Here is a 24,997-nt window from a genome sequence, read left to right as displayed (position 1 = left end):
ATTTTGATCTTGTGAACCGCGTCGCAGGCAAGGTAGCGCTCGTCACCGGGGCCGGAATGGGCCTCGGACGGGCAGCTGCGTTGGTGCTTGCGGGCGAGGGCGCCAGGGTTGTCGTCAGCGATATCGATGAAGTGGCCGCCCGCGAGACGGCTGACCTGATTGCTCGCGCTGGAGGCGAAAGCTTCTCACTTCGCCACGATGTTTCGAACCCCGAAGACTGGCCGCCGGTGCTGGCGGCGGTGGAGCAAAAATTCGGACGGCTCGATGTGCTGGTCAACAATGCCGGCATCGCCATCGCCAAAAACATCGAGGACACATCGCTGGAGGAATGGCGACGCACCATGGCCGTCAATCTCGATGGCGTCTTCTTCGGTTGCCAGCAAGGCATCGCCCTGATGAAGCAATCGGGCGGCGGCTCGATCATCAATTTGTCCTCGATCGACGGCATCATCGGCGAGGCCGACCTTGCCGCCTACTGCGCCTCAAATGGCGGCGTGCGCACGCTGACTAAGGCGGTCGCGGTGCACTGCGCCGTAAAGCGCTACGGCATCCGCTGCAACTCCATCCATCCCGGCTACATCTGGACGCCGCAGACCGAAAATTATCTGCGCGATCTTGGGCTGCTGGAGCAGGAAAAGGCGAGGGCGTTGGCCCGCCATCCCATCGGCTTCCTCGGCGAACCCAACGACATCGCCTACATGGTGCTCTACCTCGCTTCCGATGAATCGAAATTCGTCACCGGCTCCGAAATGGTCGTCGATGGAGGTTATCTTGCCGTGTGAATCTCAAACCCTTTCGGGCCTGGCCGCCCGCATCGAAACTTCCGGAGACCATGCCTGATGACAAACCTTTCCGGCCGCAGCGCGATCGTCACCGGCGGCTTCTCGGGCATGGGCTTTGCCATTGCGACAGCTCTGGCACAGGCCGGCGCCAATGTCGCCGTCGGCTCCTATATTGCGCGCGCCGGCACTGATAAATCCGATGCCGCCTACTATCCCGGCGCCGATGAGATTGAGCGCGTGCGCTCGGCCTTGTCGGCCCATGGCACCTGGGTCCATGCGGCTCATCTCGATGTCCGCGACAGCGAGGTGACCAACCGGTTCGCGGCGGACGCGGAAGCCGCCATCGGCCCCGCCGACATATTGGTCAACGCCGCCGGCACCACCGCCGAGCAGCCGGTCTGTGGTCATTCCGACGCGCTGTGGGACAAGATCGTCGACACCAATCTCACTGGTGCGTTCCGCGTCACCCGCGCCGTGTTGCCCGGCATGATCGGGCGCGGCTGGGGCCGCATCGTCAACATCGGCTCGACGGCGGCTAGCGTCGGCTGGAAGGACAACCCGGCCTACTGCGCCTCCAAGGCCGGGCTGCTGGGCCTGACCCGTTGCGTGGCGCTGGAGGGGGCGGCACATGGCGTAACCTGCGTCATGATCAGCCCGACTTGGGTCGAGACCGAACTGATGCGCCGCAATGTGGCGCAGGTCGTCGAGCGCGAGGGCAAGGGGCGCACGGCAGAGGAAGCCATGGCCGAGATCGCCAGGGGCAATCCGCAGCAGCGCATGCTGCAGCCGCAGGAGATTGCGGCACTCGCCGTCTTCCTGTGCTCGGATCTGGCCAAGGGCATTACCATGGAAAACATCCAGATCACCGGCGGAGCGCTATGGTAACGCCCAGGCCGGCAAGGAGCGCTCGGGTGGCGCCAGCTTCGGCGATCGATCCGCTGCGACGGTCAGGCCGCCTTCAGCTGCAGCGTCTTCAGCTTCGCTGCCATCTCCGCGCCGAGCATGTTTTCCGAATATTCGACGAGCAGCGCTCTTGCCTCCAGGCAAGAGATGTCATCGTCGGAGTGACCGCGCCGCAGCCAGAATCCGTCGAGCATGGCGGCAAAGCCACGCACAAAATGGTCGATTTCGCTTTTCGACCGCAGCGGCGAAAGCGCCGAGCCTATGTTCGACCGCAGCCGCTTGTAGAACAGTTGTTGCAGCCCGGCATAGCGGGGGTTGTGCGCCGCTTCCGCGTAGAAGGAGATCCAGGCATTGGCCGTGTTGCGCTCAAATTTCTCTTCCGGAAAATTGCCGTCGACGATCGCCATCAAGCGATCCCACCGCGTCACCGCCTGACGAAGATTGACCACCACCGCATCCATGAGGAGGCGGTTGGCAAACCGCACCATCTCGAACAGGACCTCATCCTTGTCCTTGAAATAATAGGTCAAGATGCCTTGCGACATCCCGGCCTCGTGGCAGATGCGGATCGTCGTCAACCCCTTCAGCCCGTCGCGCAGAAAGATGCGATGCGCCGCCTCGATCAGCTCGATGCGCCTGATATCCTCGATCCGGGTCTTTTGCTTTCTTGCCTTCGTCGCCATGCGATTCTTATACCCGACCTATTTTTTGTACGCTCTAACAAATTTTTCTATTGTCACATAATTTCGACAGGTCTAGGCTGTCAGCACAAGACAGATGCCAAGCGCCTGCGGACGAGAGTGCCGATGACGTTGAACACATCCACCATGCGTGCCGCGGTGCTGACCGGATATGGCAAGCCGCTCGATGTCACGAGCGTACCGCGTCCAATTGCCGGCCCCGGCCAGATATTGGTGCGATTGCAGTCCTGCGGCGTCTGCCACACCGACGTGCACATCTGGCGCGGCGAGAGCGTGCCGCCGCGCGCTCCCGCCCCATTTGTCATGGGTCACGAAGGCATCGGTTGCGTCGAGGCGATCGGCGACGGGGTGAGCGGCTGGTCGGTCGGCGATCTCGCCGGCGTTCCCTGGATCCACGACACCTGCTGCCATTGCGACGAATGCCTGGATGGCTACGAATCGTTCTGCCAGCAGCATCGCGCGCATGGATTGAACGTCCCCGGCGCATTTGCCGAATATGTCGCCTGCGACGCCAGATTTGCGGTCGTCCTGCCTTCGAATATCGACCCCATGACCACCGCGCCGGTGATGTGCGCCGGCATCACCGCCTATGGCGCGGTGAAGCGCGCCGGGCTGAAGGCAGGGGACAGCTGCGCCATCTTCGGATGTGGCGGGCTTGGTCTCTACGCGGTGCAGATCGCCAGTCGTCTCGGCGTCAGGGTGCTGGCGGTCGATCGCGACCCGGCGAAGCTGGAAATCGCCCGGCGCTATGGCGCGACTGAGACCGAAGTCGCAGACGGGGATTTGCCGGCACGGCTCGCGGCGAAGAGCGAGAAGCAGCACGCCTGCATCAACTTCGCGCCGACGACCGCGACGTGGGACGCGATGGTCGCGGGCATTCGCCCGCGCGGCAGGATAATCGCCGCCGCCATGGTGTTCGAACCCGTGCCGCTCATTCAGGAATGGCTGACGGCCACCGGCGTCGTTGTCACCGGCACCAGCGTCGGCACCAGGCAGGAGATGCGCGAACTGATCGCCATGCACGCGGCACAACCCTTCGAAACCATTGTCGAGGCGATCAAGCTGGAGGGGGTGTCCGACGCACTGATAGCACTCGAACAAGGGCAGTCGAAAGGACGCTTCGTCATAGACTTTTCAGGATAGCCAGCAGACCGTCTTCCCGCGCCTATGGGAGTTGGCGCGGGAAAACACAGCAGTGGTGGCTTGGCCGCAGCGATGCCGAATTCAGGTCAAACGATAACATTCCAAAACAGGGGACGATCATGCCGAATTCAATCAGAATGAGAAACGCCGGCATCGGGCTGGCGCTGGTGCTTGCCGCCTCGGTGCCGGTGCAAAGCGCCGAACTGGGCGCCAAGGACGAGCCGATCAAGCTCGCCATGCTGGAATGGACCGGCGCCCATGTCTCCACCCACATTGCCGGCCAGTTGCTGGAAAAGATCGGCTACAAGGTCGAGTATGTCACCGCGGGCAACTTCCCGCAGTTTTCCGGCCTGGCCGACGGCTCGCTCAGCGCCTCGGTCGAGATCTGGCTGAACAATGTCGGCGACATCTATCCCAAGGTGCTGGCCGAAAAGAAGATCGAGGACATTGGCAAGCTCGACCTGAAAACCCAGGAAGGCTGGATCTATCCGAAATTCATGGAAACAGTCTGCCCGGGCCTGCCGGACTGGACCGCGCTGAACAAGCCTGAATGCATCCAGGCGCTGTCGACGCCCGAGACCGCGCCCAATGGCCGCTTCCTCGATTATCCCGCCGACTGGGGTTCGCGCGCCGCGACCATCCTTGCCGACAATGCGATGCAATACACCGCCGTGCCGGCCGGCTCCGAGGGCGCGCTTGTCGCCGAACTCGAAGCCTCCGAGGCGGCGAAGTCGCCGCTGGTGATGATGTTCTGGGGCCCGCACTACGCGCTGGCGGAAAACGAGGTCGGCTGGATCACCATGCCGCCTTGCAAGGAGCAGAGCAACGAGCACTGCATCACGCCGCCCGATGTCGACAAGATCGTCTGGTCCGGTTTCGGCGCCAAATGGCCGTCAGCACTTGCCTTCCTCAAGGCGTTCAAGATGGACGCCACCGAACAGCAGAAGATGATGCTGGCCGTCGACAAGGACGGCAAGGATCTCGACGCTGTCGTCAAGGAATGGGTCGACAAGAACGAGGCGGTCTGGAAGCCCTGGGTCGACGCGGCCAAGTGATAGACGCGGCCCGTGTCTCGCCACTCGAATGATGGTCGATTTGCCAACCCGGCTTCGCATCGGTGCGAAGCGGGGCCAGCGCTGCGTGAGGGCTTGACGTCATGAACATCGCCGCCCCGCCAATCAAACTGACCTGCCGCAATGTGTGGAAGGTCTACGGGCGGCGTCCCGCCTATTATTTCGACTCGCGCGGCTACATCATCGAGCCCGACGCGCTGGCCGAGCGGCTGCGCTTGGAAGCGCATCTGCCGGCCGTCGTCGATGCCAGCTTCAAGGTCGCGGCCGGCGAAATCTTCGTCATCATGGGCCTGTCCGGCTCCGGCAAGTCGACGCTGGTGCGCTGCCTGTCCAGACTGGTCGAACCGAGTGCCGGCGAGATCCTGCTCGACGGGCAGGACCTGCTCAAGGCCACCGGCAAGGAGCTGATCGAGCTTCGCCGCCATGCCATGGGCATGGTGTTCCAGAATTTTGGCTTGCTGCCGCATCTCAGCGTCCTCGACAATGTGGCGTTTCCCCTCAAGATTCAGGGCAAGCCGCTGCGGGAACGCGAGGTTCGCGCCCGCGAGATGATTGCGCTGGTCGGTCTCGAGGGCCGCGAAGCCTCCTTTCCGCATCAGCTCTCAGGCGGCCAGCAGCAGCGCGTCGGCATTGCCCGCTCGCTCGCTGTCGGGCCGGAACTGTGGTTCCTCGACGAACCGTTCTCCGCGCTCGACCCGCTCATCCGCCGGCAGATGCAGGACGAATTCCTGCGCCTGCAACGCATGCTGAAGAAGACCATCATCTTCATCACCCATGACATGGCCGCCGGCTGGCCGACCGGCTCGCCATCATGCGCGCCGGCAAGATCGTCCAGATCGGCCGCCCGGCCGACATCGTGCTCAACCCCGCCGACGATTATGTCGCGCAGTTCACCGAGGACATGCCGCTCTTGCGCGTCATCAAGGCCGGCGATCTCGCGGCGCCGGCCAACGGATCAGCGATGCCCGAGGAGAGCGTCGCTGCCGGCACCAGCCTGGAGGAGCTTATTCCACGCCTGGCGTCGGGTGTCCGCGCTTTCACCGTGCCCGGCGACGGCGCCAGCCCGCCATCATTGCTGACGGCCGGTTCCGTCCTCGCCGTGCTGGAGCGGGAACAGGCCCGCCGGACCCGGCCATGACGGCGCCGGCAGCGACATTCCGATCCGCGCCGAGGGTCGCGATCGAACCGGCCCTTTTACCCTGGTGCGGCTTCCTTGCGCTGACCGCGCTTTGCCTTGTACTGAAGGCGGCCTTTCCCTGGCTGGTGACGTTTCCCAAGGAGTGGACGCTGCCGCTGGCAGCAGGCGTCAACATTGTCACCGATGCCGTGGTGACCGTCGTCCAGCCCGCGTTCCGCGCTCTCTCCGCCATGCTCGAAGCGCCGATGCGCGGCGCTCGCCTGGTTCTGGTCTGGTTGCCCTGGCCGGCGGTGATGCTGGCGGTGGCGGCGCTGGCGTTGAAATCGAGCGGCATCAGGCTGGCGGTCTTTGCGCTGCTGGCGCTGATCTACATTCTGCTCGCCGGCTATTGGCCGCAGAGCATGAGCACGCTGTCGCTGGTGCTGCTCGCCGTACCCATCTCCACCGTGCTTGGCTTTGCGCTTGGCGTGCTCGGCTATGTCAGCCCGCGCCTTCGCCCGCTGCTCATGGGCGCACTCGACCTGATGCAGACCGTGCCGGCCTTCGCCTATCTCATCCCGCTGCTTTTGCTGTTCGGCTTCGGGCCGGTGGTCGGGCTCATCGCCAGCGCCATCTATGCAACGCCGCCGATGGTGCGCAACACCATGCTCGGCCTCGATCGCGTACCCGCCGCCGTCAGCGAGGCCGGCCTGATGAGCGGCTGCACGCGCCGCCAGCAGTTCTGGCATGTCGAAGTGCCGACGGCGCTGCCGCAGATCCTGGTCGGTTTCAACCAGACCACGATGGCGGCGCTGTCGATGGTGATCGTCGCCGCCATCATCGGCGGCTTCGAGGACATTGGCTGGGAGGTGCTGTCCTCGATGCGCAAGGCCGAGTTCGGCCAGAGCATCCTGTCGGGTCTGGTCATTGCGCTGTTGGCCATTCTCATCGACCGCCTGACCATCGGCTTTGCCAGGGAGCGGCCGACCGGGCCGACAGCAGCCATGCGATGGATGACGTGGCACCGACTGCTGGTGGTCATGGCTCTGGCGGCCGGCCTGGCGATCGCCATTCGTTTCTTCTGGCCGGATGACACGCTGCTGCCCAGCACCGGACTGCGCACCCAGATGGGCGCGGTCAACCAATGGCTGCTCGGGCTAGTGCGCGACTACGCCTGGTTTTTCGACGGCCTGCGCAACAGCGTGCTCTATTGCCTGCTGCTGCCGCTGAGGATCGGCATTTCGGGCGCCGCCGTTCCCGCCATCTGGGGTTTTATGCTCTCGCCGCTGGCAAACACCGCCTATGCCGCGGCCGTCCTGTCGGCTTCAGCCCTGCTGATGCGTTGTTTCGGTTGGCGGCCGGCGCTGGCCGTGCTTGTCGCCGGCATCCTCCTCTACACCGGCTTTCTCGGCTTTCCCTGGCCGGCCTTCATCTCAGGCATTGCCCTCCTCGCCTGGCAGGTCGCCGGTGTGCGGCTCGCCCTGTTTGCGATGGCCGGCTTTCTCCTGATCCTGGTCAACGGATTGTGGGCGCAGCTGGTCCAGTCGCTTTATCTTTGCACGCTGGCGGTGCTGCTCTGCCTGCTGATCGGCGGGGCTCTCGGCGTCTGGGCCGCGCACAGCGAGCGCGTATCGCGCGCCCTGAAGCCGGTCTGCGATGCGTTGCAGACCGTGCCGCAATTCGTCTTTCTGATCCCGGCGCTGATGTTCTTCAAGGTCGGCGAGTTCACCGCGCTGATCGCCATCATGCTCTACGCCATTGTGCCGCCCATCCGCTATGTCGAGCATGGCTTGCGTCACGTCCGGGCCGATGTCGTCGAGGCGGTCGAACAGATGGGCGCGACGCCGGCGCAAACGCTGTTTCAGGCCAAGCTGCCGCTGGCGCTGCCGGTGGTCATGCTTGGCCTCAACCAGACCATCATGGCGGCCCTGTCGATGCTGGCCATTGCGGCGTTGGTCGGCACGCGCGATCTCGGACAGGCGGTCTATGTCGCGCTGGGCAAGGCCGATGCCGGCATGGGCCTGATCGCCGGTCTGTCGATCGCCTTCCTGGCCATTCTCACCGATCGCCTGGTGCAAGCAGCGGTGGCGGGGCGGACAACGGATCTGTGATGCTTGATCACCAGCCCGCCAGGGAGACGGGGCAACAGCCCAGCCTGTCGGCTCTCCGCTACTCGCGGTTCAACGGCACACGGACGGCAGCGGTCTTGCCGGTGCGCGAGAACGACGTACGCAGGCGATAGCGATCGCCTGCGTAGCGGATCGTCGAGGACAGCAGCGGACGGCCGGACGTATCGACGATGAGCTGGCGCATCACCAGGACCGATTTGCCGACCTCCATGTCGAGGTGCCGCGCCAGCACCGGATCGGCGCCATGCGCCTCGATCGTGGTCTCGGCACGGGCCAGATCGATGCCGGCGCCGATCAGGAGGCCGAACAGAGACGCCGTTCGAAAGTCGACCTGACTGACGTCGGGCCCGAGACCGGTGGCGAAAAACGAAGTGTCGACGGCGACCGGAACCTGGTCGAGCCGCCGGATACGCTCCAGATGGAACAGGCTCGCGCCGGGCGCGATCGACAGCTCCTCGGCCTCGTCCAGCGTGGCGGGCGCCTCTGCCGCGCGCAGCACGTCGGAGGAGGGCGCCAGGCCAAGACGCCTGGCTGTCTCGCTGAACGATTCCAGCGTGTTGGGAAATTCCTTCGGCACCTTGGCGGACACGTACCAGCCGCGCCCGTGAGACGGGGTCAGCACGCCTTCCTCGACAAGGCTTTGCAGGGCCCGGCGCAAGGTCACCCTGCTGATCGACATGCGTGTGAACAGGTCGCGCTCGGCCGGCAGCCTTGCGCCGGAGGCAAGCTTGCCGCTGGTGATCTCATGCATGATCGCGTCCGCGGCCTGCCGCCACAGCGGTTCGGGGCCATCGGACTGCAGCGGGGAGCCCTCCATCTCGGTCATGCGTCCGCCTTCACCTTTTCCCAGATGCCCGTTCGCATCGAACGATAGCAGGCGTCAATTATCTGGTTGACGATGACGCCGTCCTCAAAAGTTTCCAACGGCGTCGTGCCCGCCGCGAAATGGTCGACAAAGTGGCGCATCTGCTGCGAAAAACCATAGGCGCGGGTCTCTTCGGGCACTGGATACACCCAGCCGGTCTCGGCGTCTGCCTTCTCCACGAGATAACCCACCGGGTTCTCGATAAAGCCCCAGACCGGACCGACCGAGGTGTCGGTGACGATCCGGCCGGCCGAGCCGACCAGTTCATGCCGCAGCTGCATGCCGCCCTTTTCGATCCACGACGATTCGATGGTGGCGAGTTCTCCCCCGGCGAATTTCAACAGGGCGATCGCGGTGTCCTCACCTGTCGTCTTGTCGCCGTGGACGAGCGTCGCGCCCCAGGCCATCACCTCGGTGACGAGATTGTCCTTGCCGAAGAAGTGGCGGGCACTCTCGACGGTATGACAACCCATGTCGAGCAAGGCGCCGCCGCCGGCCAGTTCGGCATTCCAGAAATGCGGCGCATGCGGGCCCGAATGCGCCTCCCGCGCCCGCATGGTGAGGAGCTTGCCGATGCCGCCCGCCTTTATCATCTGGTGCGCCTTGGCGATGTTGGGGGAAAACACGGCGCATTCGGCATAGCCGTGCCAGATGCCGGCGCTCTGGACGATGTCGAGGATTTCCTTTGCTTCCTTGCCGGTGTGCGCCAATGGCTTTGTGCAGATGACGGCCTTGCGGTGTTTCGCGGCGATCCTGACCGCTTCGAGATGGATCTCGTTGGGCAATGCTATGACGACGATCTCGACCGCCGGGTCGGCGCACAGCGCGTCCATGTCGGCATAGGCGTTGACTTTGGGTCCCCATTTCCTGGCGAAGCCGGTGGCGCGCTCAAGACTGCGCGAGCAGCAAGCTACGAGTTCGGCATTGCGCACATCGAGCAGTGAGTCCGCATAGGTCTCGGCGATAAAGCCCGAGCCGAGAATTCCAACGCCAATCATCAAGTCCTCCAGTCAAATCGCTGTCCCGTGGAGCTGATCCCAGTCCATTCCGCGGAAAAATACAACACAATACCACTTGTCACTAGATGTATCAGAAGGTATGCTCCCCGGCAACAGTGCAAAATCGTGAATTCACACGAGGCACCGTCTTGAGGGAGAACAAGAAAATGCGTTCGAACCGTGCATCGATCCCGCTGGCAGCGGCGCTCGGCGTTGTGTTTTCAAGCGGCGTCGGCAGCGCCTATGCCGACCCCATCACCATCAAGCTGAACAGCTGGCGAACGGAAGACATCGCGGTCTGGGAGGACGCGATCCTTCCCGCTTTCGAGGCTAAGCATCCCGACATCAAGGTCGAGTTCGCGCCGATCAACACCAATGAATACAACGCCGCCGTCCAGTCGCAGATCGAAGGCGGGGCAGGCGCGGATCTGATCACCTGCCGGCCCTTCGACGTCAATCGCGAATGGATCAAGCGCGGCTATTTCGAGCCCCTGGAAGGCCTGGCGGGCCTGGAGAATTTCGACAAGACGTCGCGGGCGGCATGGTCGGGCGCCGACGACAAGGCCTATTGCCTGCCAGTCGCCGCCGTCCTTGCCGGCTTCTACTACAACGCCGACATCTTCAAGGAATTGGGCCTCAAGGTGCCGACCACCAGCGCCGAGTTCATCGATGTCCTGCAGGCGATCAAGAAGGACGGCCGCTACACGCCGCTGGCCTATGGCTCGGCGGAATCGTGGCAGCTCGCCTATAACGGCCTCTACTCGATCGGCCCCGCCTACTGGAAAGGCGAGGAGGGCCGCCTCGGCCTCATCGACGGCAAGAAGAAGCTGACCGATCCGGAATTCGTCGACGCCATCGCCGCCTTCGAGGCCTGGAAGCCGTTCCTGCCGTCCGGGCAGGAGAGCCTGAACTATGCCGACATGACCCAGCTGTTCACGCTGGGCAAGGCGGCGATCCTTCCCGATGGATCGTGGGACATCAACCAGGCGGCCTCCACCGGTCTCAATGTCGGCGTGTTCGGTCCGCCGGTGCCGAAGGCCGGCGACCAGCGCTACCTCCAGGAAATGCCTGACATGGGCATCGGCATCAACGCCAAGAGCACGCACAAGGATGCGGCCAAGACCTTCCTCGACTGGGTAGCGGGACCTGAGTTCCAGGAACTCTATGTCAACGCCGCTCCTGGCTTCTTTGCCATGAGCAGCAAGCCGGTGACCTACAAGAACAAGCTGGCGCAGGATTTCGCCGACCTGAAAAAGGGCGCTCAGCTCACCCCGCGCCTGGCGCTTGACCGCCTGAGCGCCGGCACGCCGCCGCTCGACGACGAGACCTGGCGCCTGCTGCAGGTGATGTTCACCAAGTCGGACGTCACGCCGCAGCAGGTTGCCACCGAGCTGCAGGCGGGGCTGGCGTCCTGGTACGGACCGCAGAAGAAGTAATCCGGCTCCGCTTCGCGCATGCCTTGCCAGGTGGCGGGGCATGCGCAAGCCTACCGGCACGCCGGCCATTCATACCGGCGTGAACATGAGGTCATCAGTTGATATCTCCCGTTGCCGCCTATCGAAACCTGCTGCTGTTCGTGCTGCCGGCGCTGGCCGTTTATCTGGTCTTTGCCGTGCTGCCGCTGGCGACCTCGATCGTGATGAGCTTCTTCCAGACCAGCGGCGCCGCGGGCGACGTCTTTGTCGGCTTCGCCAATTACGAGCGCCTGTTCACCCATCCGACCATCAGCGCCCGCTTCTGGAACGCCCTGATCAACAACATGCAGTATTTCGCCATCCATTTGATCGTCGAAGTGCCGATGGGCCTGCTGCTGGCAGCGCTGCTCACCTCGGGCAAGCTGCGGCGGTCGGAAGGTATCTATCGCACCTTGCTGTTCATACCGGCGACGCTGTCGGTGGTGATCGTCGGTTTCGTCTGGCGCCTGATCATCAATCCGCTCTGGGGGCTGGTCGGTTTTCCCTTGCTGGGAACGGAATCGACGGCGCTGACGACGATTTCGCTGATGTCGGTGTGGCAGTATTTCGGCATCCCGATGGTGTTTCTCTACAGCGCCCTGCTGGCTGTCCCCAACGAGCTGGTCGAAGCCGCCAATATCGACGGCGCCGGTGCCTGGACGACCTTCTGGAAGATCAAGTTTCCGCTGATTGCGCCGCAGTTCGGGCTGATCGCCATCCTCACCTACATCTGGACGTTCAACGGCTTCGATCTGGTGTTTGCGCTCAACGGCTCGGCGCCCGGGCCGAACTACAGCACCGACATCCTCGGCACCTATTTCTACCGGACCTTCTTTGGCTCCAGCGGACAGCTGGCCGATCTCGATTTGGGTGCCGCGGTCGCGACGGTGATCTTCACCACGGTGCTGGTGGTCACAGCCATTTATTTCTGGCTGATCCAGCGCCGCCTGAAATCGTATTCGGTCTAGGGGGCGAGATGAGCATCGTCGCCCAGCAACCAATCCACCGACAACCCGGGGAGCCGTGGACGTTCGAGCGCATCGTCGTCCATGCGCTGCTCATCCTCTTCGTCCTCCTTGCCATCGGGCCGGTCCTCATAGTCATCATCAATTCGCTGAAGACGACGCCCGCCATCTTCGGCGGGCCGTTCGACCTGCCGACGGCAAAAACCTTCAGCATCGAAGGCTACAAGCGCGTCTTCACGCGCGGCAATTTCATCGTCAACTACCGCAACAGCCTTGTTGTCACGGTGACGACCATCGGGCTCACCGTGACGTTGTCGACGCTCGCCGCCTTTGCACTCGTCGAATACCGTGTGCGGCTGGCGCCGCTGCTGAGCGGGCTGTTCGTCGTCGGCATCATGCTGCCGATCCGGCTGGGCACCATCCCGATCATCCAGATGATGATCGCGTGGAAGCTGATGGATACGCTGGTGGCGCTGGTGCTCGTCTACACCGCCATGAGCATCCCGATCGCCGTCACGCTGATGATGACCTACTTCCGCACGGTTCCCACCGACCTCAAGGAAGCAGCCCGCATGGATGGTGCTAGCGAACTGCGCACCTTCTGGATCGTGCTGCCGCTGGTCAGGCCGGGCCTCGCGGCGGTGGCCGCGCTGACCATGCTGCCGGTGTGGAACGACCTCTGGTTTCCGCTGATCCTGGCTCCGAGCAAGCAGAACCAGACCGTGACCCTCGGCGTGCAGCAATTCGTCGGCCAATTCATGAACGACTACCCCGCACTCCTTGCCGCACTGACGCTCGGCGCGGTGCCGCTCGTGCTGCTGTTCACCCTGTTCTCGCGGCAGTTCATCAGCGGTCTCAGCAAGGGCTACAGCAAATAGGCCGGACGTCGTCCGATGAGGGCGAAACGGTCCCTGGACATCGACAATTTCGAACTGGAACTGGCATATGCAGATAGGCAATTACATCCGTCGACAGCCTGCCACACTGGCTGCACTTCCCGCTGCGATCGGGGCCGATCTCGCCAGGCTTGCCTGCTTGCGCGACCGGCCGGAGCGGATCGTGCTGCTTGGCACCGGCTCGTCGATGAACGCGCTTCTGGCAGGCGCCGATGCGCTGGAAGAGGCAACTGGTGCCTCGGTGATCGCCAAGGAGCCTGAGGCTTTTCTGCGCCTGACGCCGAAAGCCAGCAACCAGCGCACGCTGGTGCTGGCGGCCTCGCAATCGGGCATGAGCATCACCACCATCGAAGCTGTGCGGCTCTCGGTCGCCAATGGCTTTCCAACCCTTGTCATCACCGGCGAAGCCGACAGCCTCATCACCCAGGCCGGAGCCGAGGTGATCGTGATGCCGATCGGTCCCGAAACTGTCGGCCCGAAGACCATGGGCTATACCGCAACCGTCATGTCGGTGCTGGCGGTGGCCGCCAGGCTTGCCGGCCGCAGCCTCGACCTATCGGGACTGGCGGCGCAACTGGATCGTACCGCGGAGACCGGCCTTGTCGCCGCCAGGGATTTGATGACCCGCTTCGGCGTTCCCGACTACATACTGGTTGCCGGGCAGGCGACGCATCTTGGCAGCGCGCTCGAAGCGTCGCTGAAGATCGCCGAGATCAGCGGCGTGCCGACCGCTGCCTTCGACACCGAGGAGGCCTTGCACGGTCACGTCTACGGCACGACCGTCAACAGCCTGGTGATATCAATCGCGCAGACCGAGGCGGAGGCGAAAGTCGCCGCCAATCTGGGAGAGGCATTGGCCGAGCTCGGGCCGCGTGCGGCCGTCCTCAACCTCTCCGGCCATCCCACCCGTTTCGACCTTGATGTCAGCTGGCCGATCGCGCCGCAGCATCAATGGCTTGCCGGCTGCTGGGCGCCCTTTCCGCTGCAGTGGTACGGTTGCGAATTGGCGATCGCGCGCGGCATCGACCCCGACAAGATGATCTACCCCAATCTTGGACGGAGGCTCAACGTGCGCATCCGCAAGGAGGCCTGATGACAATTGCGATCGGCATCGACATCGGTGGCAGCCTGGTCAAGCTGGGCGCCGTCGATGGCTCGGGCAAGGTGCTGGCTAGGGACACCGTGCCGGTGCATCGCGACATCGAATTCGGCGATTTCGTCCATCTGGTTACCCGGGCCACCGAGAGCCTGATGCGGGAATTTCCCGACATCGCCGCCATCGGCATCGGCGTGCCAGGCACGCCAAATCCCGAGACTGGCATGCTGAACGGCCGTTGCCCGGCGATCCCGGCGCTGTTGCGCGGCTCGATGTCAAAGCTGTTCAGCATCCGCTTCGGCGTCCCGGCCATCGTCAGGAACGACGCCGTCTGCGCCACCCATGGCGAAATGCGGCACGGCGCCGGGCGCAATTTCTCCCGCTTTGCGCTCATCACGCTGGGCACCGGCATTGGCGGCGCCATGGTCATCGACCGCAAGGTGGTCGACGGTCCGGACGGACTGCCGCCACAGCTCGGCTGCATCTCGCTCGATCCGGCCCGCACCGACATCGCCGATCCGGTGCCGGGCATGGTCGAGAACCTGGCCAGCGCGCGTGCCCTGGTCAATCGCTACCGACAGCTCAAGCCGGACACCGACGCCACCAACGCCAAGACCGTCTGCGATCTTGCCAAGCAGGGCGAGCCGATAGCGCTGCAGGTCGTCGACGAGGTGACGCGCTGGCTCGGCCAGATGATCGGCATCATGTCGAACATGCTCAACATCGAGGCGGCGATCATCGGCGGCGGCCTGTCGCTGGCCGGTCCGTTCTTCACCGATCGCATCGCTCGCAATGTCAGGGATTTCGTGCTGCACAAACCCGGCCGACCGCCGGTGATCGTCACCGCCGAACACGGCAACGATGCCGGGGTGATTGGCGCCGCGGCGCTCGCCCTCGACATGTTCGCGCCCACGGCAAAGGAATAGCGCCATGGCGGATGTTGAACTGCGCAAGGTCTCGAAGAGTTTTCAGAACCTCAAGGTCGTGCACGACATTGATCTCGACATCACCAAGGGTGAGTTCGTCGTTCTTGTCGGACCGTCCGGCTGCGGCAAGTCGACGACGCTGCGCATGGTTGCCGGCCTGGAACGGCCGAGCGGCGGTGAGATCCACATCGGCGGCAGGCTGGTCAACGAAGTCCAGGCGCGGGATCGCGACATCGCCATGGTGTTCCAGAGCTACGCGCTCTACCCGCAGATGACGGTGGCGCAGAACATGGCTTTTGGCCTGCGCATCCGCAAAGTGCCGGATGCGGAAGTGTCGCGGCGCATCGCGCGCGTCGGCGACATACTCGATCTCAGTGAGCTTTTGCAGCGCAAGCCGCATCAGCTCTCCGGCGGTCAGCGCCAGCGCGTGGCGATGGGCCGCGCAATGGTGCGCGAGCCGAAAGTCTTCCTGTTCGACGAGCCGCTTTCCAACCTCGACGCCAAGCTCAGGGTGAAGATGCGCGCCGAGATCAAGAAACTGCACCAGATGGTCGCCACCACCACCGTCTATGTCACGCATGACCAGATCGAGGCGATGACGCTGGCCGACCGCGTGGTGGTGATGAACAAGGGGCGCATCGAACAGATCGGACCGCCCAACGACCTCTATCATGAGCCGGCCAGCCGCTTCGTCGCCGGCTTCATCGGCAGCCCCGGCATGAACTTCTTCAAGTGCCGCCTGGAGGCGCGCGGCGACCGGCTCGCGGTCGTGCTCGCCGACGGCACCGAACTCGCCGTTCCGGCTGCCCGCACCGTGCGCTATGCCGGCCATGCCGGCCGCGAGCTCGAATTCGGCCTGCGTCCGGAACACATCACCGAGCGGCGCGAACGGCCCGACATCGTCGACATCAAGGCGCCGGTCGAGGTGGTCGAGCCGATGGGCATGGAAACGCTGCTGCATGTGCTGATCGCCGGCCACGAGGTGACAGCCCGGATCGATCCGGCATCGGCGCCGAAGCCGGGTGAGATGACGACGCTGTCGCTCGCCATGGCCCATATGCATTTGCTCGATCCCGAGGGCGGCAAGGTGCTCTGAAACGCGAAGGCTCCGACACAGGCCTAAATGGGTCCGCCACACTTTCGCGTGTCGAAATGCAAAAACAATATATTATCCGTTGACAAATATAATTTTGGAGCGAATTTTCAGATACGGCGCCAGACGGCCGTGATGGCCCGCAGGGCCGTCTCCACGCAGTCCCAGGAATGTGCCGGTCATGATCGACATCCACAGCGTGTCAAAGTCCTTCGTGACCAAAGAAGCGGATCCCGTTCATGCGCTGAACGACGTCAGCCTCGAAATCCTGGACAATGAATTCTTCACGCTGCTCGGCCCGTCTGGCTGCGGCAAGACCACCTTGCTGCGGTTGATTGCCGGTTTCGAAGCGCCGAGCTCGGGCACCATCCGCATCGCCGGTAATGATGTCGCCGCGCTGCCGCCGCAGCAACGGCCGGTCAACACAGTGTTCCAGAGCTACGCGCTGTTTCCGCATATGAGCGTGGCCGAGAATGTCGCGTTCGGGCTGCAAATGCAGAACGCGCCGAAAGCGCTGATCGACGAGCGCGTCAAGGAAGCGCTGGAAATGGTGCGTCTCGAAGGCTTCGCCACGCGGCGCCCGGCGCAATTGTCGGGTGGCCAGCAGCAGCGCGTCGCGGTTGCGCGCGCGCTTGCCCCCAAGCCCAGCGTGCTGCTGCTAGACGAGCCTCTGTCGGCGCTCGACCTTAAACTGCGCAAGGGCATGCAGAGCGAGTTGAAGCGGCTGCAGCGCGACACCGGCATCACCTTCGTGCTGGTCACGCACGACCAGGAAGAGGCGCTGGCCATGTCCGACCGCATCGCGGTGATGCGCAGCGGCGACGTGCTGCAGGTCGGCACGCCGCGCGACATCTACGACAATCCGCAGGACCGTTTTGTTGCCGACTTCATCGGCGAGTCCAATCTGCTGCCGGGCGCAGCCCTCGGTCGCGATCCGGCAAAGACGATTGTCGTGCGGCCCGAACATATCGTGGTGTCGCCAGCATCGGACGGCACCAGGGGGCACGCCACGGGTGCGGTCTCCACTATCACTTTCCTCGGCTCCGACACACTCTATGAGGTCGTGCTGGAGGAGGGGGCAAAATTGCACTCGCGCTCGCGCGGCGGCGCCGCGCTCGCGACAGGCGACAGGGTCGTCGTCGACTGGGCACGGCACCTCGAACGCGAGCTGGCGAACTGAGATGGGTCCGAACCGCACCTGGCTCCTGATTGCGCCCGCCATGCTGGTCATCGGCATCTTCATGGTGCTGCCGCTGCTGCTGGCGGTCGGCTATTCCTTCATGACCGCCAATCCCTATGGCGGCGTCACCCAGCCTGCGACCTTCGACGCCTATCTGCAGTTCCTCTACCAACGCGATTTCGACGACAGCCTAGTGTTTTCGCCGAGCTACGCGCTGATCATCCTGCGCTCCATCTATCTCGCCATCGCCACCACCTTGATCTGCCTCGTGCTTGGCCTGCCGGTTGCCTGGTACATTGTCTGCCAGACACCCGAGCGGCGGCGGATCCTTTTGTTCGCGGTGACGCTGCCGTTCTGGATCAACACGCTGATCCGCACCTATTGCTGGATCCTGATCCTGCGCGATGAGGGGCTGGCGAATGGTGCGCTGCGCCATGCCGGCATCATCTCCGATCCGCTGCCGCTGCTCTATAATGACGGGTCGATCCTGCTCGGCCTCGTCTACACCTTCCTGCCTTTCATGGTGCTGCCGATCTATTCGACGCTGGAGCGCATCGACCCGCGGCTGATCGAGGCCGCGCATGATCTCTACGCCAGCCGCGCCGCCGTCTTCCGGCGCATCGTCTGGCCGCTGGCAAGGCCCGGCGCGCTCGCCGGCGCCACGCTTGTATTTGCGCCGGCGCTGGGCTCGTTCCTGGCGCCCGACCTGCTCGGCGGCGGCAAGAAGCTGCTGATCGGCAGCCTGATCCAGATGCAGTTCACCTCCTCGCGCAACTGGCCGTTTGGCGCGGCCCTTTCGACGGTGGTGACCGTCGTCGTGCTCACCGTCTTCGTCATCCGTTCCCGCAGGGTACAGGAGGACCGGCGATGACCGGCGCAAAACCCTTCGACTGGCGGCACACACCCGGCCTATCGGTCTACACCGCCGCCATCTTCGTCTTCTTCTACGCGCCGCTGCTGATCCTGGTGGTCTATGCCTTCAACTCGAGCCGACTGGTCACCGTGTGGGCCGGCTTCAGCTTCAAATGGTTCGCGGCAGTCGCCAACAACAGCTCCATCCGCGACGCCGCCTACAACAGCGTGGTCATCGCCATCGTCGCCACCATCGCCTCGACGGCCGTCGCTACGGCTGGCGCACTGGCGCTGGAGCGCGGCCGGCTTGCCTTTGGACGCGGCGCGGTGACGGCGATGATCGCCATGCCGCTGGTGGTGCCGGAAATCGTTGTGGCGATCACCACGCTGATCTTCTTTTCCGGGCTCGGCATGCATCACGGGCTGATCAATCTGATGATCGCCCACACCGTGTTCTGTATCCCGTTCGCGCTGCTGCCGATCCAGGCGCGGCTGCGCGATATGGGCGGCACGCTGGAGGAGGCGGGCCGTGATCTCTATGCGGACGAATGGCGGCTGTTTCGCCGCGTCACGCTGCCCTTGCTGATCCCGGCGATTTCGGCCGGCGCCATCATGGCCTTCGTCGTTTCGCTCGATGATTTCCTGATCTCGATGATGGTGTCGAGCGCCGGCTCCACCACCTTGCCGGTCTACATCTACGGCATGATGCGGCTCGGCGTGACGCCCGAGGTCAACGCCATCTCCACCATCCTGCTTGCCGTTTCCATCATCTTCGTCGCCGCAGCCCTGCTCGTCGGACGACGCAACAGATTTGCCTAACCATGATCCCGAAAAGTAGGAACCGGTTTTCGGAAAAGATCACGGTCGAACAAGAAGCCAAAACAAGAAAACAGACCAGAGGAGAACGACAGTGACCAAATGGAAAGAAGGATTTTCAGGACTAGCGCTTGCTGCCGCCATGCTCGGCGCAATCACCACCACCGCGCTCGCCGATGCCGGCGAACTGCACATCTACAACTGGACCGACTACACCTCCGACGAGATGATCAAGAAATTCGAGGCGGAGACCGGGATCAAGGTCACCATCGATACCTACGATTCCAACGAAACCGCGCTCGCCAAGCTAAGTTCGGGCGCCGCCGGCTACGACGTGATGATCATCAGCAACGACTTCGTGCCGATCTTCGTCAAGCAGAACCTGTTCCAGCAGGTCGATGCCGGGGCGATGCCGAATTTCAAGAACGTCGATCCGAAGTGGCAGCACCGGCCCTGGGACCCGGATGCGAAATACACCGTGCCATGGGTATGGGGCACCACCTCCTATTCGGTCGACACCGCCGTCTACAAGGGCCCGACCGACAGCCTGAAGCCGCTGTTCGATCCGCCGGCGGAACTCAAGGGCAAGGTCGGCATGTTCGGCTCGCCGACCGAGGTGATGTCGCTGGCGCTCGTCTATCTCGGCAAGGACCAATGCAACAGCAATCCGGCCGACCTCAAGGAACTCGATGCCTTGCTCGAGGCGCAGAAACCCTTTGTGAAAGTCTACAATTCCGACGGCATCGTCGAGCGCCAGGTCGCCGGCGAGACGGTGATGCACGAGCAATGGTCGGGCAAGGCGCTGGCGACGCGGCAGCAGAAATCGACGGTCAAATATGTCTATCCCAAAGAGGGCGTCGTCGGCTGGATGGACAATGTCGCCGTGCCTTCGACGGCACCCAATGTCGACAACGCCAAGAAGTTCCTGAACTTCCTGATGGATCCGCAAAACATCGCGCTGCAGCAGAAATACACCGGCTACCAGAGCGCCATCGCCGGGTCGAACAAGTACCTGTCGCCGGACATTGGCGACTCACCCGAGTTCAATCCGCCGGCCGATCTGAAGATCTCGTTTGCGCCGTCCTGCGACGAGAAGGCGATCCGCGCCTATGACCGGATCTGGACCAATCTGCGCCAGTAGGCCGCTTTCAGGAAGACGCCGTCCGTCCACGCGGGCGGCGTTTTCGTTTGGACAGAAGGGAATTCAAAATGGGGCGCTACGCGCGGATCGTCGTCTTTCGAGCCGGCACTTCGTTGGCCTCGGCAGCGAGCAGGATGTCGGTGGTGACAGCCAGATGCGCCGCCAGCAGCGCGGCTGCCTTGTCGGCATCGCGGTCGAGCACCGCAGCGGCGAGGTCCTGATGCTCCTTGCTGATGTTGCGGGCATTGGGCGCCAGCGAGACCGAACGGCGGCGGTAGCGCTCGCTCTGGTCGTAAAGCTGGTCGCGCAGGCGCAACAGCCAGCGGCTGTCGCAGCCGCCGACCAGCGCCTTGTGGAACGCGGCGTGCGCGAGCGCCCATTCGTCGCTCGAATGCACCGGGTCATCAGGGGTATGTTCGGGCGTGCGCGACAGCCGGTGCAGCGCTGCAACCAGCTGCGATTCCCAGGCGACATCGCCGACCTCGATGGCGCGGCGGATGCACAAAGTCTCGATCTGGATGCGCGTCTTGGTGAGGTCGAGCAGATCCTCGGCCGAGATCGGTGCAGCACGAAAGCCGCGTTGCGGCTCGGCCACGACAAGACCTTCCGAGGTCAGGCGCGACAAGGCCTCGCGGATGGCGCCGAGGCTGACCGACAGCCTGTCGCACAGTTCCTGGACTTTCAGCCGGCTGCCCGGCTCGATCCGGCACGACAGAAGGTCGGCGCGCAGATCCTCATACGCGCCCTGGGTGAGATTGATCGAGCCTTCCCTAGCCATTCGCTTGCCTGCGGCCGAATCCGTCCATCGAGAAGCCTTGATACATTATCTCAGCCGGAAATCAGAATGCAAAATAATATATTCTCTGTTGACAGATATATAATTTCTCAACAAAGTCCAGCCTTCACCAGCGAGGATGTGGCCAGTGCGATTTGCAGCCTATAAATCACCGAGGGGGCCCGGACTGGCGATCGCATTGCCAGAAGCTGAGTTCCGCGGCATCGACGAAAGCGAAGCGATGTTCCCCGGACGGCTGGAGGAACTGATCGCCGAAGGCAGCCAGGCGCTGCAGGCGGCGGGCGAGCGACTGGCCCGCGGGCGGCGGATCGATCCGAAAACCGTCGAGTGGCTGCCGCCGATCCCGGCTCCCGGCAAGATCATCTGCGTCGGCCTGAACTATGTCGACCATTCGATCGAGAGCGGCTTTGTGCCGCCATCCTATCCCACTCTGTTCGCGCGCTTCTCGACCAGCCTGATCGGGCATGGCGCGGCGATCCGGCGCCCCGAAGCGTCGATCCAGCTCGACTATGAAGGCGAGATGGTCGCCGTGATCGGCAAGGCCGGCCGCCACATCGCCCGCAGCCGTGCGCTGGAACACGTCGCCGGCTATTCCATCTTCAACGACGCTTCGATCCGCGATTTCCAGACCAAGTCGCCGCAATGGACGGTCGGCAAGAATTTCGACGGCACCGGCGCCTTCGGGCCGGTCTTCGTCACCGCCGACGAATTGCCGCCGGGCGGCAAGGGTCTGCGCATCCAGACACGCCTCAACGGCCAGATCGTCCAGAACGCGTCGACCAGCGACATGATCTTCGATGTCACCTCGCTGATCTCGATCATCAGCGAGGCGATCACGCTCGAGCCCGGCGACATTCTCGTCACCGGTACACCGTCCGGCGTCGGCATGGCGCGCAAGCCGCAGGTGTTCATGAAGCATGGCGACATTTGCGAGGTGGAACTGGAAGGCGTCGGTATATTGTCCAATGTCGTTGCCGACGACATGCCCGCCGCGCAAGCCGTCAATCAATAGCCCAGCGAACTCAGAAAGGACGATGTCATGACAAGAGTGATGTTCCGAAATGCCATGGTCTGGGACGGCACCGGCGCCGATGCCTATCCGGCCGATCTGCTGGTCGACAATGGCCGCATCGTCACCATAGCGCGCACGCCTGGGCAATTATCCGGCGACGGCGCGACGACGGTCGAATGCCGCGGGATGACGCTGATGCCGGGCCTTGTCGAAGGCCATGCCCATATTTCCTTCGGCGGCGCGATCAAGGATTCCGATCTCGGCCTGATCCCGCCCGAGGAGCATTTGCTGCTCACCATGCGCAATGCCAAGACGTTGCTCGATCACGGCTTTACCAGCGCCTACAGCGCCGCGACCTCGAAGCTCCGCCTCGACATCGTCATCCGCAACGAGATCAACGCCGGCCGTCTGCCGGGACCGCGCATGCGTGCCGGCAGCCCCGAAATCACGGTCACCGGCGGCCTCGGCGACGAGCGCCAGCAGCACATGTATCACGAGAGCTTCGGCATGATCGCCGACGGTGTCGAGGAGATCACCAAGGCGGTGCGGCTGTGCTGCCGCGAAGGCGCCGACAATATCAAGATCAACATCTCCGGCGACGACCTCAGTCCCGCGGCGCATGGCGGCCTCACCGTCATGAGCGAGGCCGAAGTGATGACGGCGGTATCCGTCGCGCGCGACTTCGGCAAGAAGATCAACTGCCACGCCCGCGCCGCCGGTTCGGTCAAGCGCGCGGTGAAATGCGGTGTCGACGTCATCTACCATTGCGAGTCCGCCGACGAGGAAGCGCTCGACGCGCTTGAATCGGCCAAGGACCGCATCTTCGTCGGTCCGGCCATCGGCATCATCTACGGCACGCTCTACGAGGGCGAACCCTTCGGCTTCACCCATGAGATGGCGGTCAAGTTCGGCATGCAGCGCATCCTCGACGACAGCCGTAAGGTCTACACCGAATTGCGCAAGCGCGGCGTGCGCGCGCTGATCGGCGGCGACTATGGTTTCGCTCAGACGCCGCAAGGCACCAATGCGCGCGACCTCAAGCATTTCGTCGACCTGCTCGGCTATTCGCCGAGCGAAGCGCTGCAGTGCGGCACGCGGCTCGGCGGCCAGGTGATGGGCCTTGGCGGCGAACTCGGCATGGTCAAGGAAGGCTTCATCGCCGATCTTCTGCTGGTCAATGGCGACCCGCTGAAGGACCTCGACATGATGGTGCATGAGAAGAACCTCATCGTCATCATGAAGGACGGCGAGTTCTACAAGGACCAGTCGGCGACGGTCGCAGCGCAGCGGCAGGCTGCCTGAGGGCATACATGACCAGTCCGGCGGTTCCGATCGATGTCGATGACACCACCGGCATCTGGCGGACCGATGGGCTGCCGATGGTCTATCTGCCCAGGCATTTCCTGGTGAACAACCATCTCGCGGTCGAGGCAGCCCTCGGCCGCGACGCCTATCGCGCCGTCCTGCGGCCAGCGACCGCAAAATCCGCCGTCGAATGGTGCGAGGCGCAGCTGCGCGACAAGGGCCTCGATCGCGAGGCGACCTTCCGCCACTATTTCCAGCGCCTGTCGCAGCGCGGCTGGGGCCTGTTCTCGATCGATGAACTGGATGTAGCCGGCCGTCGCGGCAGCATCAGCCTGAGGAATTCGATCTTCGCTCTGGAGGCGGGGCAGCAGCGCGGACAGCGCGCCTGCCATATGTTCGAAGGTTTTGTCACCGGCGCCTTCGCATTCCTGCTCGGCCTTGCGGACCCGACGGCAGTCGACTGTGAGGAGACCTATTGCGCTTGCGATGGCCGGCATGACCATTGCCGGTTCGATTTCTTGGCGTAAGCACGCCGGTTGTCAGCCGATTGCACCCGTGCAGAGAGTTTTGTCGATACGATGGAACACTGTGGCATTGCCACGAGTGGAACGACGGCCTTACAAACGCCTGACGACGAATTCTCGGAATAGGGCAGGCGCTACCATGAGCGGCTGGTTGCATACTCTTCCACTCGCTTGGATGGCTCTCGTGGTGTTCGGGGCCACCTATATCGTCGCGTTCATCTTGCACCAAGTCATCGCTGCTCTGTCTGCGGGCTCCACGGCGCGGTCATTCAAGGCGCTTTCGCCTGGCATGTTGCCGCCGCTCGGTATCATCTTTGGCCTGTTTGTGGCGTTCACCGCGGCTCAAGTCTGGAGCGACAACGATCGCGCCAATGCGGCAGTCAATCGCGAGGCCAGTGCGCTGCGGTCGGTCGTGGTTCTGGCGAGCAGCTTTCCCGTGGAGCCCGAGGCGCGCCTACGGACGCTGGTGCGCAGCTATATCGAGGAAACGACGAGCCAGGAGTGGCCGCTGATGGCCGAGAGCGCGGCGACCCTCACCATAATCCCGCCGGCGCTTAACGAGGCGCTGCGGACGACGCTGGCTTTGACGCCAAGCAATCCCGGCCAGGAGATCGCGCAGCGCGAGATTACGAGGTGGCTTGAAGACGCCTTCGAGGCGCGTCGCCAACGGATTCTCGTCAGCTCCGCACAAGTCAACCCCACGAAGTGGGCTTGCATGATCCTGCAAGCCTTCTGTGCTCTTCTCGCGATCGCGGTCGTACATAGTGATAACCGACTGGCATCGGCGATCGCTCTTGGAAGTTTTGCGACCGGCGTAGCGGCATCCGTTCTCTTGATTCTCGCCCACGACCGGCCCTTCACGGGAGAGATCGCAGTATCGCCGCAACCGTTGCTGCAAATTATGCCGGAAGCCCAAGCGGGCGGCGGCGGATGATACAGGCAGGAGTGCAGAGACGGGTAAATTCCGTCGCGTTGTGTGACTCTGATTTGGTGACAAGCAAAACAGCAGCCCCTACGAGTCGTCCCTCTCATCGCGCAAATTAGACACAACGCGGCGGTTCTGCGACCTGCAGCCGGTGTCGGGGCAGTCGCGGACGAGCCTGTCCTTGCCGTAGCCCTTGGCCCACATGCGGTTGCGGTCTATGCCGCCGGCGGCGAGGTAGTCCATCACCGCATCGGCGCGCTTCTGCGACAGCGCCGTTTCACTTGCGCCGGGATCGTCGGCGTCGG

At 63.5% G+C, this 24,997-nt stretch carries 23 protein-coding genes and 2 pseudogenes; 20 read left to right on the top strand and 5 right to left on the bottom strand.

What is annotated here, in order from left to right; all coding sequences use genetic code 11:
* The first annotated feature begins 11 nt into the window (after positions 1 to 11).
* On the top strand, positions 12 to 782 hold the full coding sequence (locus AC1DXU_RS12680) for a glucose 1-dehydrogenase (RefSeq protein WP_477368801.1): 771 nt from the start codon (positions 12 to 14) through the stop codon (positions 780 to 782).
* Between the two features lie 57 nt (positions 783 to 839).
* A complete protein-coding gene (locus AC1DXU_RS12675) occupies positions 840 to 1,667 on the top strand; it encodes an SDR family NAD(P)-dependent oxidoreductase (RefSeq protein WP_477368799.1) in 828 nt (275 codons plus the stop codon).
* Between the two features lie 62 nt (positions 1,668 to 1,729).
* On the opposite strand, the gene betI is transcribed toward AC1DXU_RS12675, so the two are convergent.
* Complete coding sequence (betI, locus tag AC1DXU_RS12670) at positions 1,730 to 2,368, bottom strand: transcriptional regulator BetI (RefSeq protein WP_477368797.1); 639 nt, start codon at positions 2,366 to 2,368, stop codon at positions 1,730 to 1,732.
* 123 nt (positions 2,369 to 2,491) lie between these two features.
* Here betI and AC1DXU_RS12665 point away from each other — a divergent pair, with 123 nt between their 5' ends.
* From AC1DXU_RS12665 to AC1DXU_RS12650, 4 genes and pseudogenes are all read left to right on the top strand, one after another.
* Complete coding sequence (locus tag AC1DXU_RS12665) at positions 2,492 to 3,529, top strand: alcohol dehydrogenase catalytic domain-containing protein (protein WP_477368795.1); 1,038 nt, start codon at positions 2,492 to 2,494, stop codon at positions 3,527 to 3,529.
* 119 nt (positions 3,530 to 3,648) lie between these two features.
* On the top strand, positions 3,649 to 4,584 hold the full coding sequence (locus AC1DXU_RS12660) for an ABC transporter substrate-binding protein (protein ID WP_477368793.1): 936 nt from the start codon (positions 3,649 to 3,651) through the stop codon (positions 4,582 to 4,584).
* A 101-nt stretch (positions 4,585 to 4,685) separates the two neighbouring features.
* Positions 4,686 to 5,740 (top strand): annotated as a pseudogene (locus tag AC1DXU_RS12655) (quaternary amine ABC transporter ATP-binding protein).
* A complete protein-coding gene (locus tag AC1DXU_RS12650) occupies positions 5,737 to 7,830 on the top strand; it encodes an ABC transporter permease (protein WP_477368791.1) in 2,094 nt (697 codons plus the stop codon). Before AC1DXU_RS12655 ends, AC1DXU_RS12650 begins: the two are co-directional and overlap by 4 nt.
* Positions 7,831 to 7,888: 58 nt before the next feature.
* Here AC1DXU_RS12650 and AC1DXU_RS12645 read toward each other — a convergent pair whose 3' ends face one another.
* Positions 7,889 to 8,674 (bottom strand): GntR family transcriptional regulator, encoded by a 786-nt coding sequence (locus AC1DXU_RS12645; protein ID WP_477368789.1) that lies wholly within the window; start codon positions 8,672 to 8,674, stop codon positions 7,889 to 7,891.
* Positions 8,671 to 9,711 carry a Gfo/Idh/MocA family protein gene (locus AC1DXU_RS12640; RefSeq protein WP_477368787.1) on the bottom strand — a complete coding sequence of 347 codons (1,041 nt, stop codon included), beginning with the start codon at positions 9,709 to 9,711 and terminating at the stop codon, positions 8,671 to 8,673. The genes AC1DXU_RS12645 and AC1DXU_RS12640 overlap by 4 nt, the downstream gene beginning before the upstream one ends.
* A 167-nt stretch (positions 9,712 to 9,878) precedes the next feature.
* Here AC1DXU_RS12640 and AC1DXU_RS12635 point away from each other — a divergent pair, with 167 nt between their 5' ends.
* The 10 genes from AC1DXU_RS12635 to AC1DXU_RS12590 all read left to right on the top strand — a co-directional run bounded on the left by AC1DXU_RS12635 (position 9,879) and on the right by AC1DXU_RS12590 (position 20,130).
* Complete coding sequence (locus tag AC1DXU_RS12635) at positions 9,879 to 11,147, top strand: ABC transporter substrate-binding protein (RefSeq protein WP_477368785.1); 1,269 nt, start codon at positions 9,879 to 9,881, stop codon at positions 11,145 to 11,147.
* A 98-nt stretch (positions 11,148 to 11,245) separates the two neighbouring features.
* Positions 11,246 to 12,133, top strand: a complete 888-nt coding sequence (locus AC1DXU_RS12630; RefSeq protein ID WP_477368783.1) for a carbohydrate ABC transporter permease — start codon at positions 11,246 to 11,248, stop codon at positions 12,131 to 12,133.
* 8 nt (positions 12,134 to 12,141) lie between these two features.
* Positions 12,142 to 13,008 carry a carbohydrate ABC transporter permease gene (locus AC1DXU_RS12625; RefSeq protein WP_477368781.1) on the top strand — a complete coding sequence of 289 codons (867 nt, stop codon included), beginning with the start codon at positions 12,142 to 12,144 and terminating at the stop codon, positions 13,006 to 13,008.
* 67 nt (positions 13,009 to 13,075) lie between these two features.
* Entirely contained in the window at positions 13,076 to 14,119 is a 1,044-nt protein-coding gene (locus tag AC1DXU_RS12620) for an SIS domain-containing protein (RefSeq protein ID WP_477368779.1), read from the top strand.
* A complete protein-coding gene (locus AC1DXU_RS12615) occupies positions 14,119 to 15,048 on the top strand; it encodes an ROK family protein (RefSeq protein ID WP_477368777.1) in 930 nt (309 codons plus the stop codon). The genes AC1DXU_RS12620 and AC1DXU_RS12615 overlap by 1 nt, the downstream gene beginning before the upstream one ends.
* Before the next feature lie 4 nt (positions 15,049 to 15,052).
* Positions 15,053 to 16,144 (top strand): ABC transporter ATP-binding protein, encoded by a 1,092-nt coding sequence (locus AC1DXU_RS12610; RefSeq protein WP_477368775.1) that lies wholly within the window; start codon positions 15,053 to 15,055, stop codon positions 16,142 to 16,144.
* Between the two features lie 178 nt (positions 16,145 to 16,322).
* A complete protein-coding gene (locus AC1DXU_RS12605) occupies positions 16,323 to 17,321 on the top strand; it encodes an ABC transporter ATP-binding protein (protein ID WP_477368773.1) in 999 nt (332 codons plus the stop codon).
* 1 nt (position 17,322) lies between these two features.
* Complete coding sequence (locus AC1DXU_RS12600; protein WP_477368771.1) at positions 17,323 to 18,192, top strand: ABC transporter permease; 870 nt, start codon at positions 17,323 to 17,325, stop codon at positions 18,190 to 18,192.
* Entirely contained in the window at positions 18,189 to 18,992 is an 804-nt protein-coding gene (locus AC1DXU_RS12595; protein ID WP_477368769.1) for an ABC transporter permease, read from the top strand. Before AC1DXU_RS12600 ends, AC1DXU_RS12595 begins: the two co-directional genes overlap by 4 nt.
* A 91-nt stretch (positions 18,993 to 19,083) precedes the next feature.
* Positions 19,084 to 20,130, top strand: a complete 1,047-nt coding sequence (locus AC1DXU_RS12590) for an extracellular solute-binding protein (protein WP_477368767.1) — start codon at positions 19,084 to 19,086, stop codon at positions 20,128 to 20,130.
* A 76-nt stretch (positions 20,131 to 20,206) separates the two neighbouring features.
* Here the strand turns inward: AC1DXU_RS12590 and AC1DXU_RS12585 are convergent, their stop codons facing one another.
* Positions 20,207 to 20,908 carry a GntR family transcriptional regulator gene (locus AC1DXU_RS12585; protein ID WP_477368765.1) on the bottom strand — a complete coding sequence of 234 codons (702 nt, stop codon included), beginning with the start codon at positions 20,906 to 20,908 and terminating at the stop codon, positions 20,207 to 20,209.
* 196 nt (positions 20,909 to 21,104) lie between these two features.
* Between AC1DXU_RS12585 and AC1DXU_RS12580 the strand changes: the two genes are divergently transcribed.
* The 4 genes from AC1DXU_RS12580 (at position 21,105) to AC1DXU_RS12565 (ending at position 24,701) form a co-directional block, all read left to right on the top strand.
* Entirely contained in the window at positions 21,105 to 21,938 is an 834-nt protein-coding gene (locus tag AC1DXU_RS12580; protein WP_477368763.1) for a fumarylacetoacetate hydrolase family protein, read from the top strand.
* A 27-nt stretch (positions 21,939 to 21,965) separates the two neighbouring features.
* Positions 21,966 to 23,240 carry a metal-dependent hydrolase family protein gene (locus tag AC1DXU_RS12575; RefSeq protein WP_477368761.1) on the top strand — a complete coding sequence of 425 codons (1,275 nt, stop codon included), beginning with the start codon at positions 21,966 to 21,968 and terminating at the stop codon, positions 23,238 to 23,240.
* Between the two features lie 8 nt (positions 23,241 to 23,248).
* Positions 23,249 to 23,770, top strand: a complete 522-nt coding sequence (locus tag AC1DXU_RS12570; protein ID WP_477368759.1) for a DUF5943 domain-containing protein — start codon at positions 23,249 to 23,251, stop codon at positions 23,768 to 23,770.
* A gap of 136 nt (positions 23,771 to 23,906) precedes the next feature.
* Complete coding sequence (locus tag AC1DXU_RS12565) at positions 23,907 to 24,701, top strand: bestrophin-like domain (protein ID WP_477368757.1); 795 nt, start codon at positions 23,907 to 23,909, stop codon at positions 24,699 to 24,701.
* A 78-nt stretch (positions 24,702 to 24,779) separates the two neighbouring features.
* Here AC1DXU_RS12565 and AC1DXU_RS12560 read toward each other — a convergent pair.
* Positions 24,780 to 24,992, bottom strand: a pseudogene (locus AC1DXU_RS12560) (OmpA family protein); the annotation flags it as partial.
* Between the last annotated feature and the right edge of the window lie 5 nt (positions 24,993 to 24,997).

The organism is Mesorhizobium sp. P3_A10 (assembly GCF_056403175.1).
This window is presented reverse-complemented; position numbering and strand designations above follow the sequence as displayed.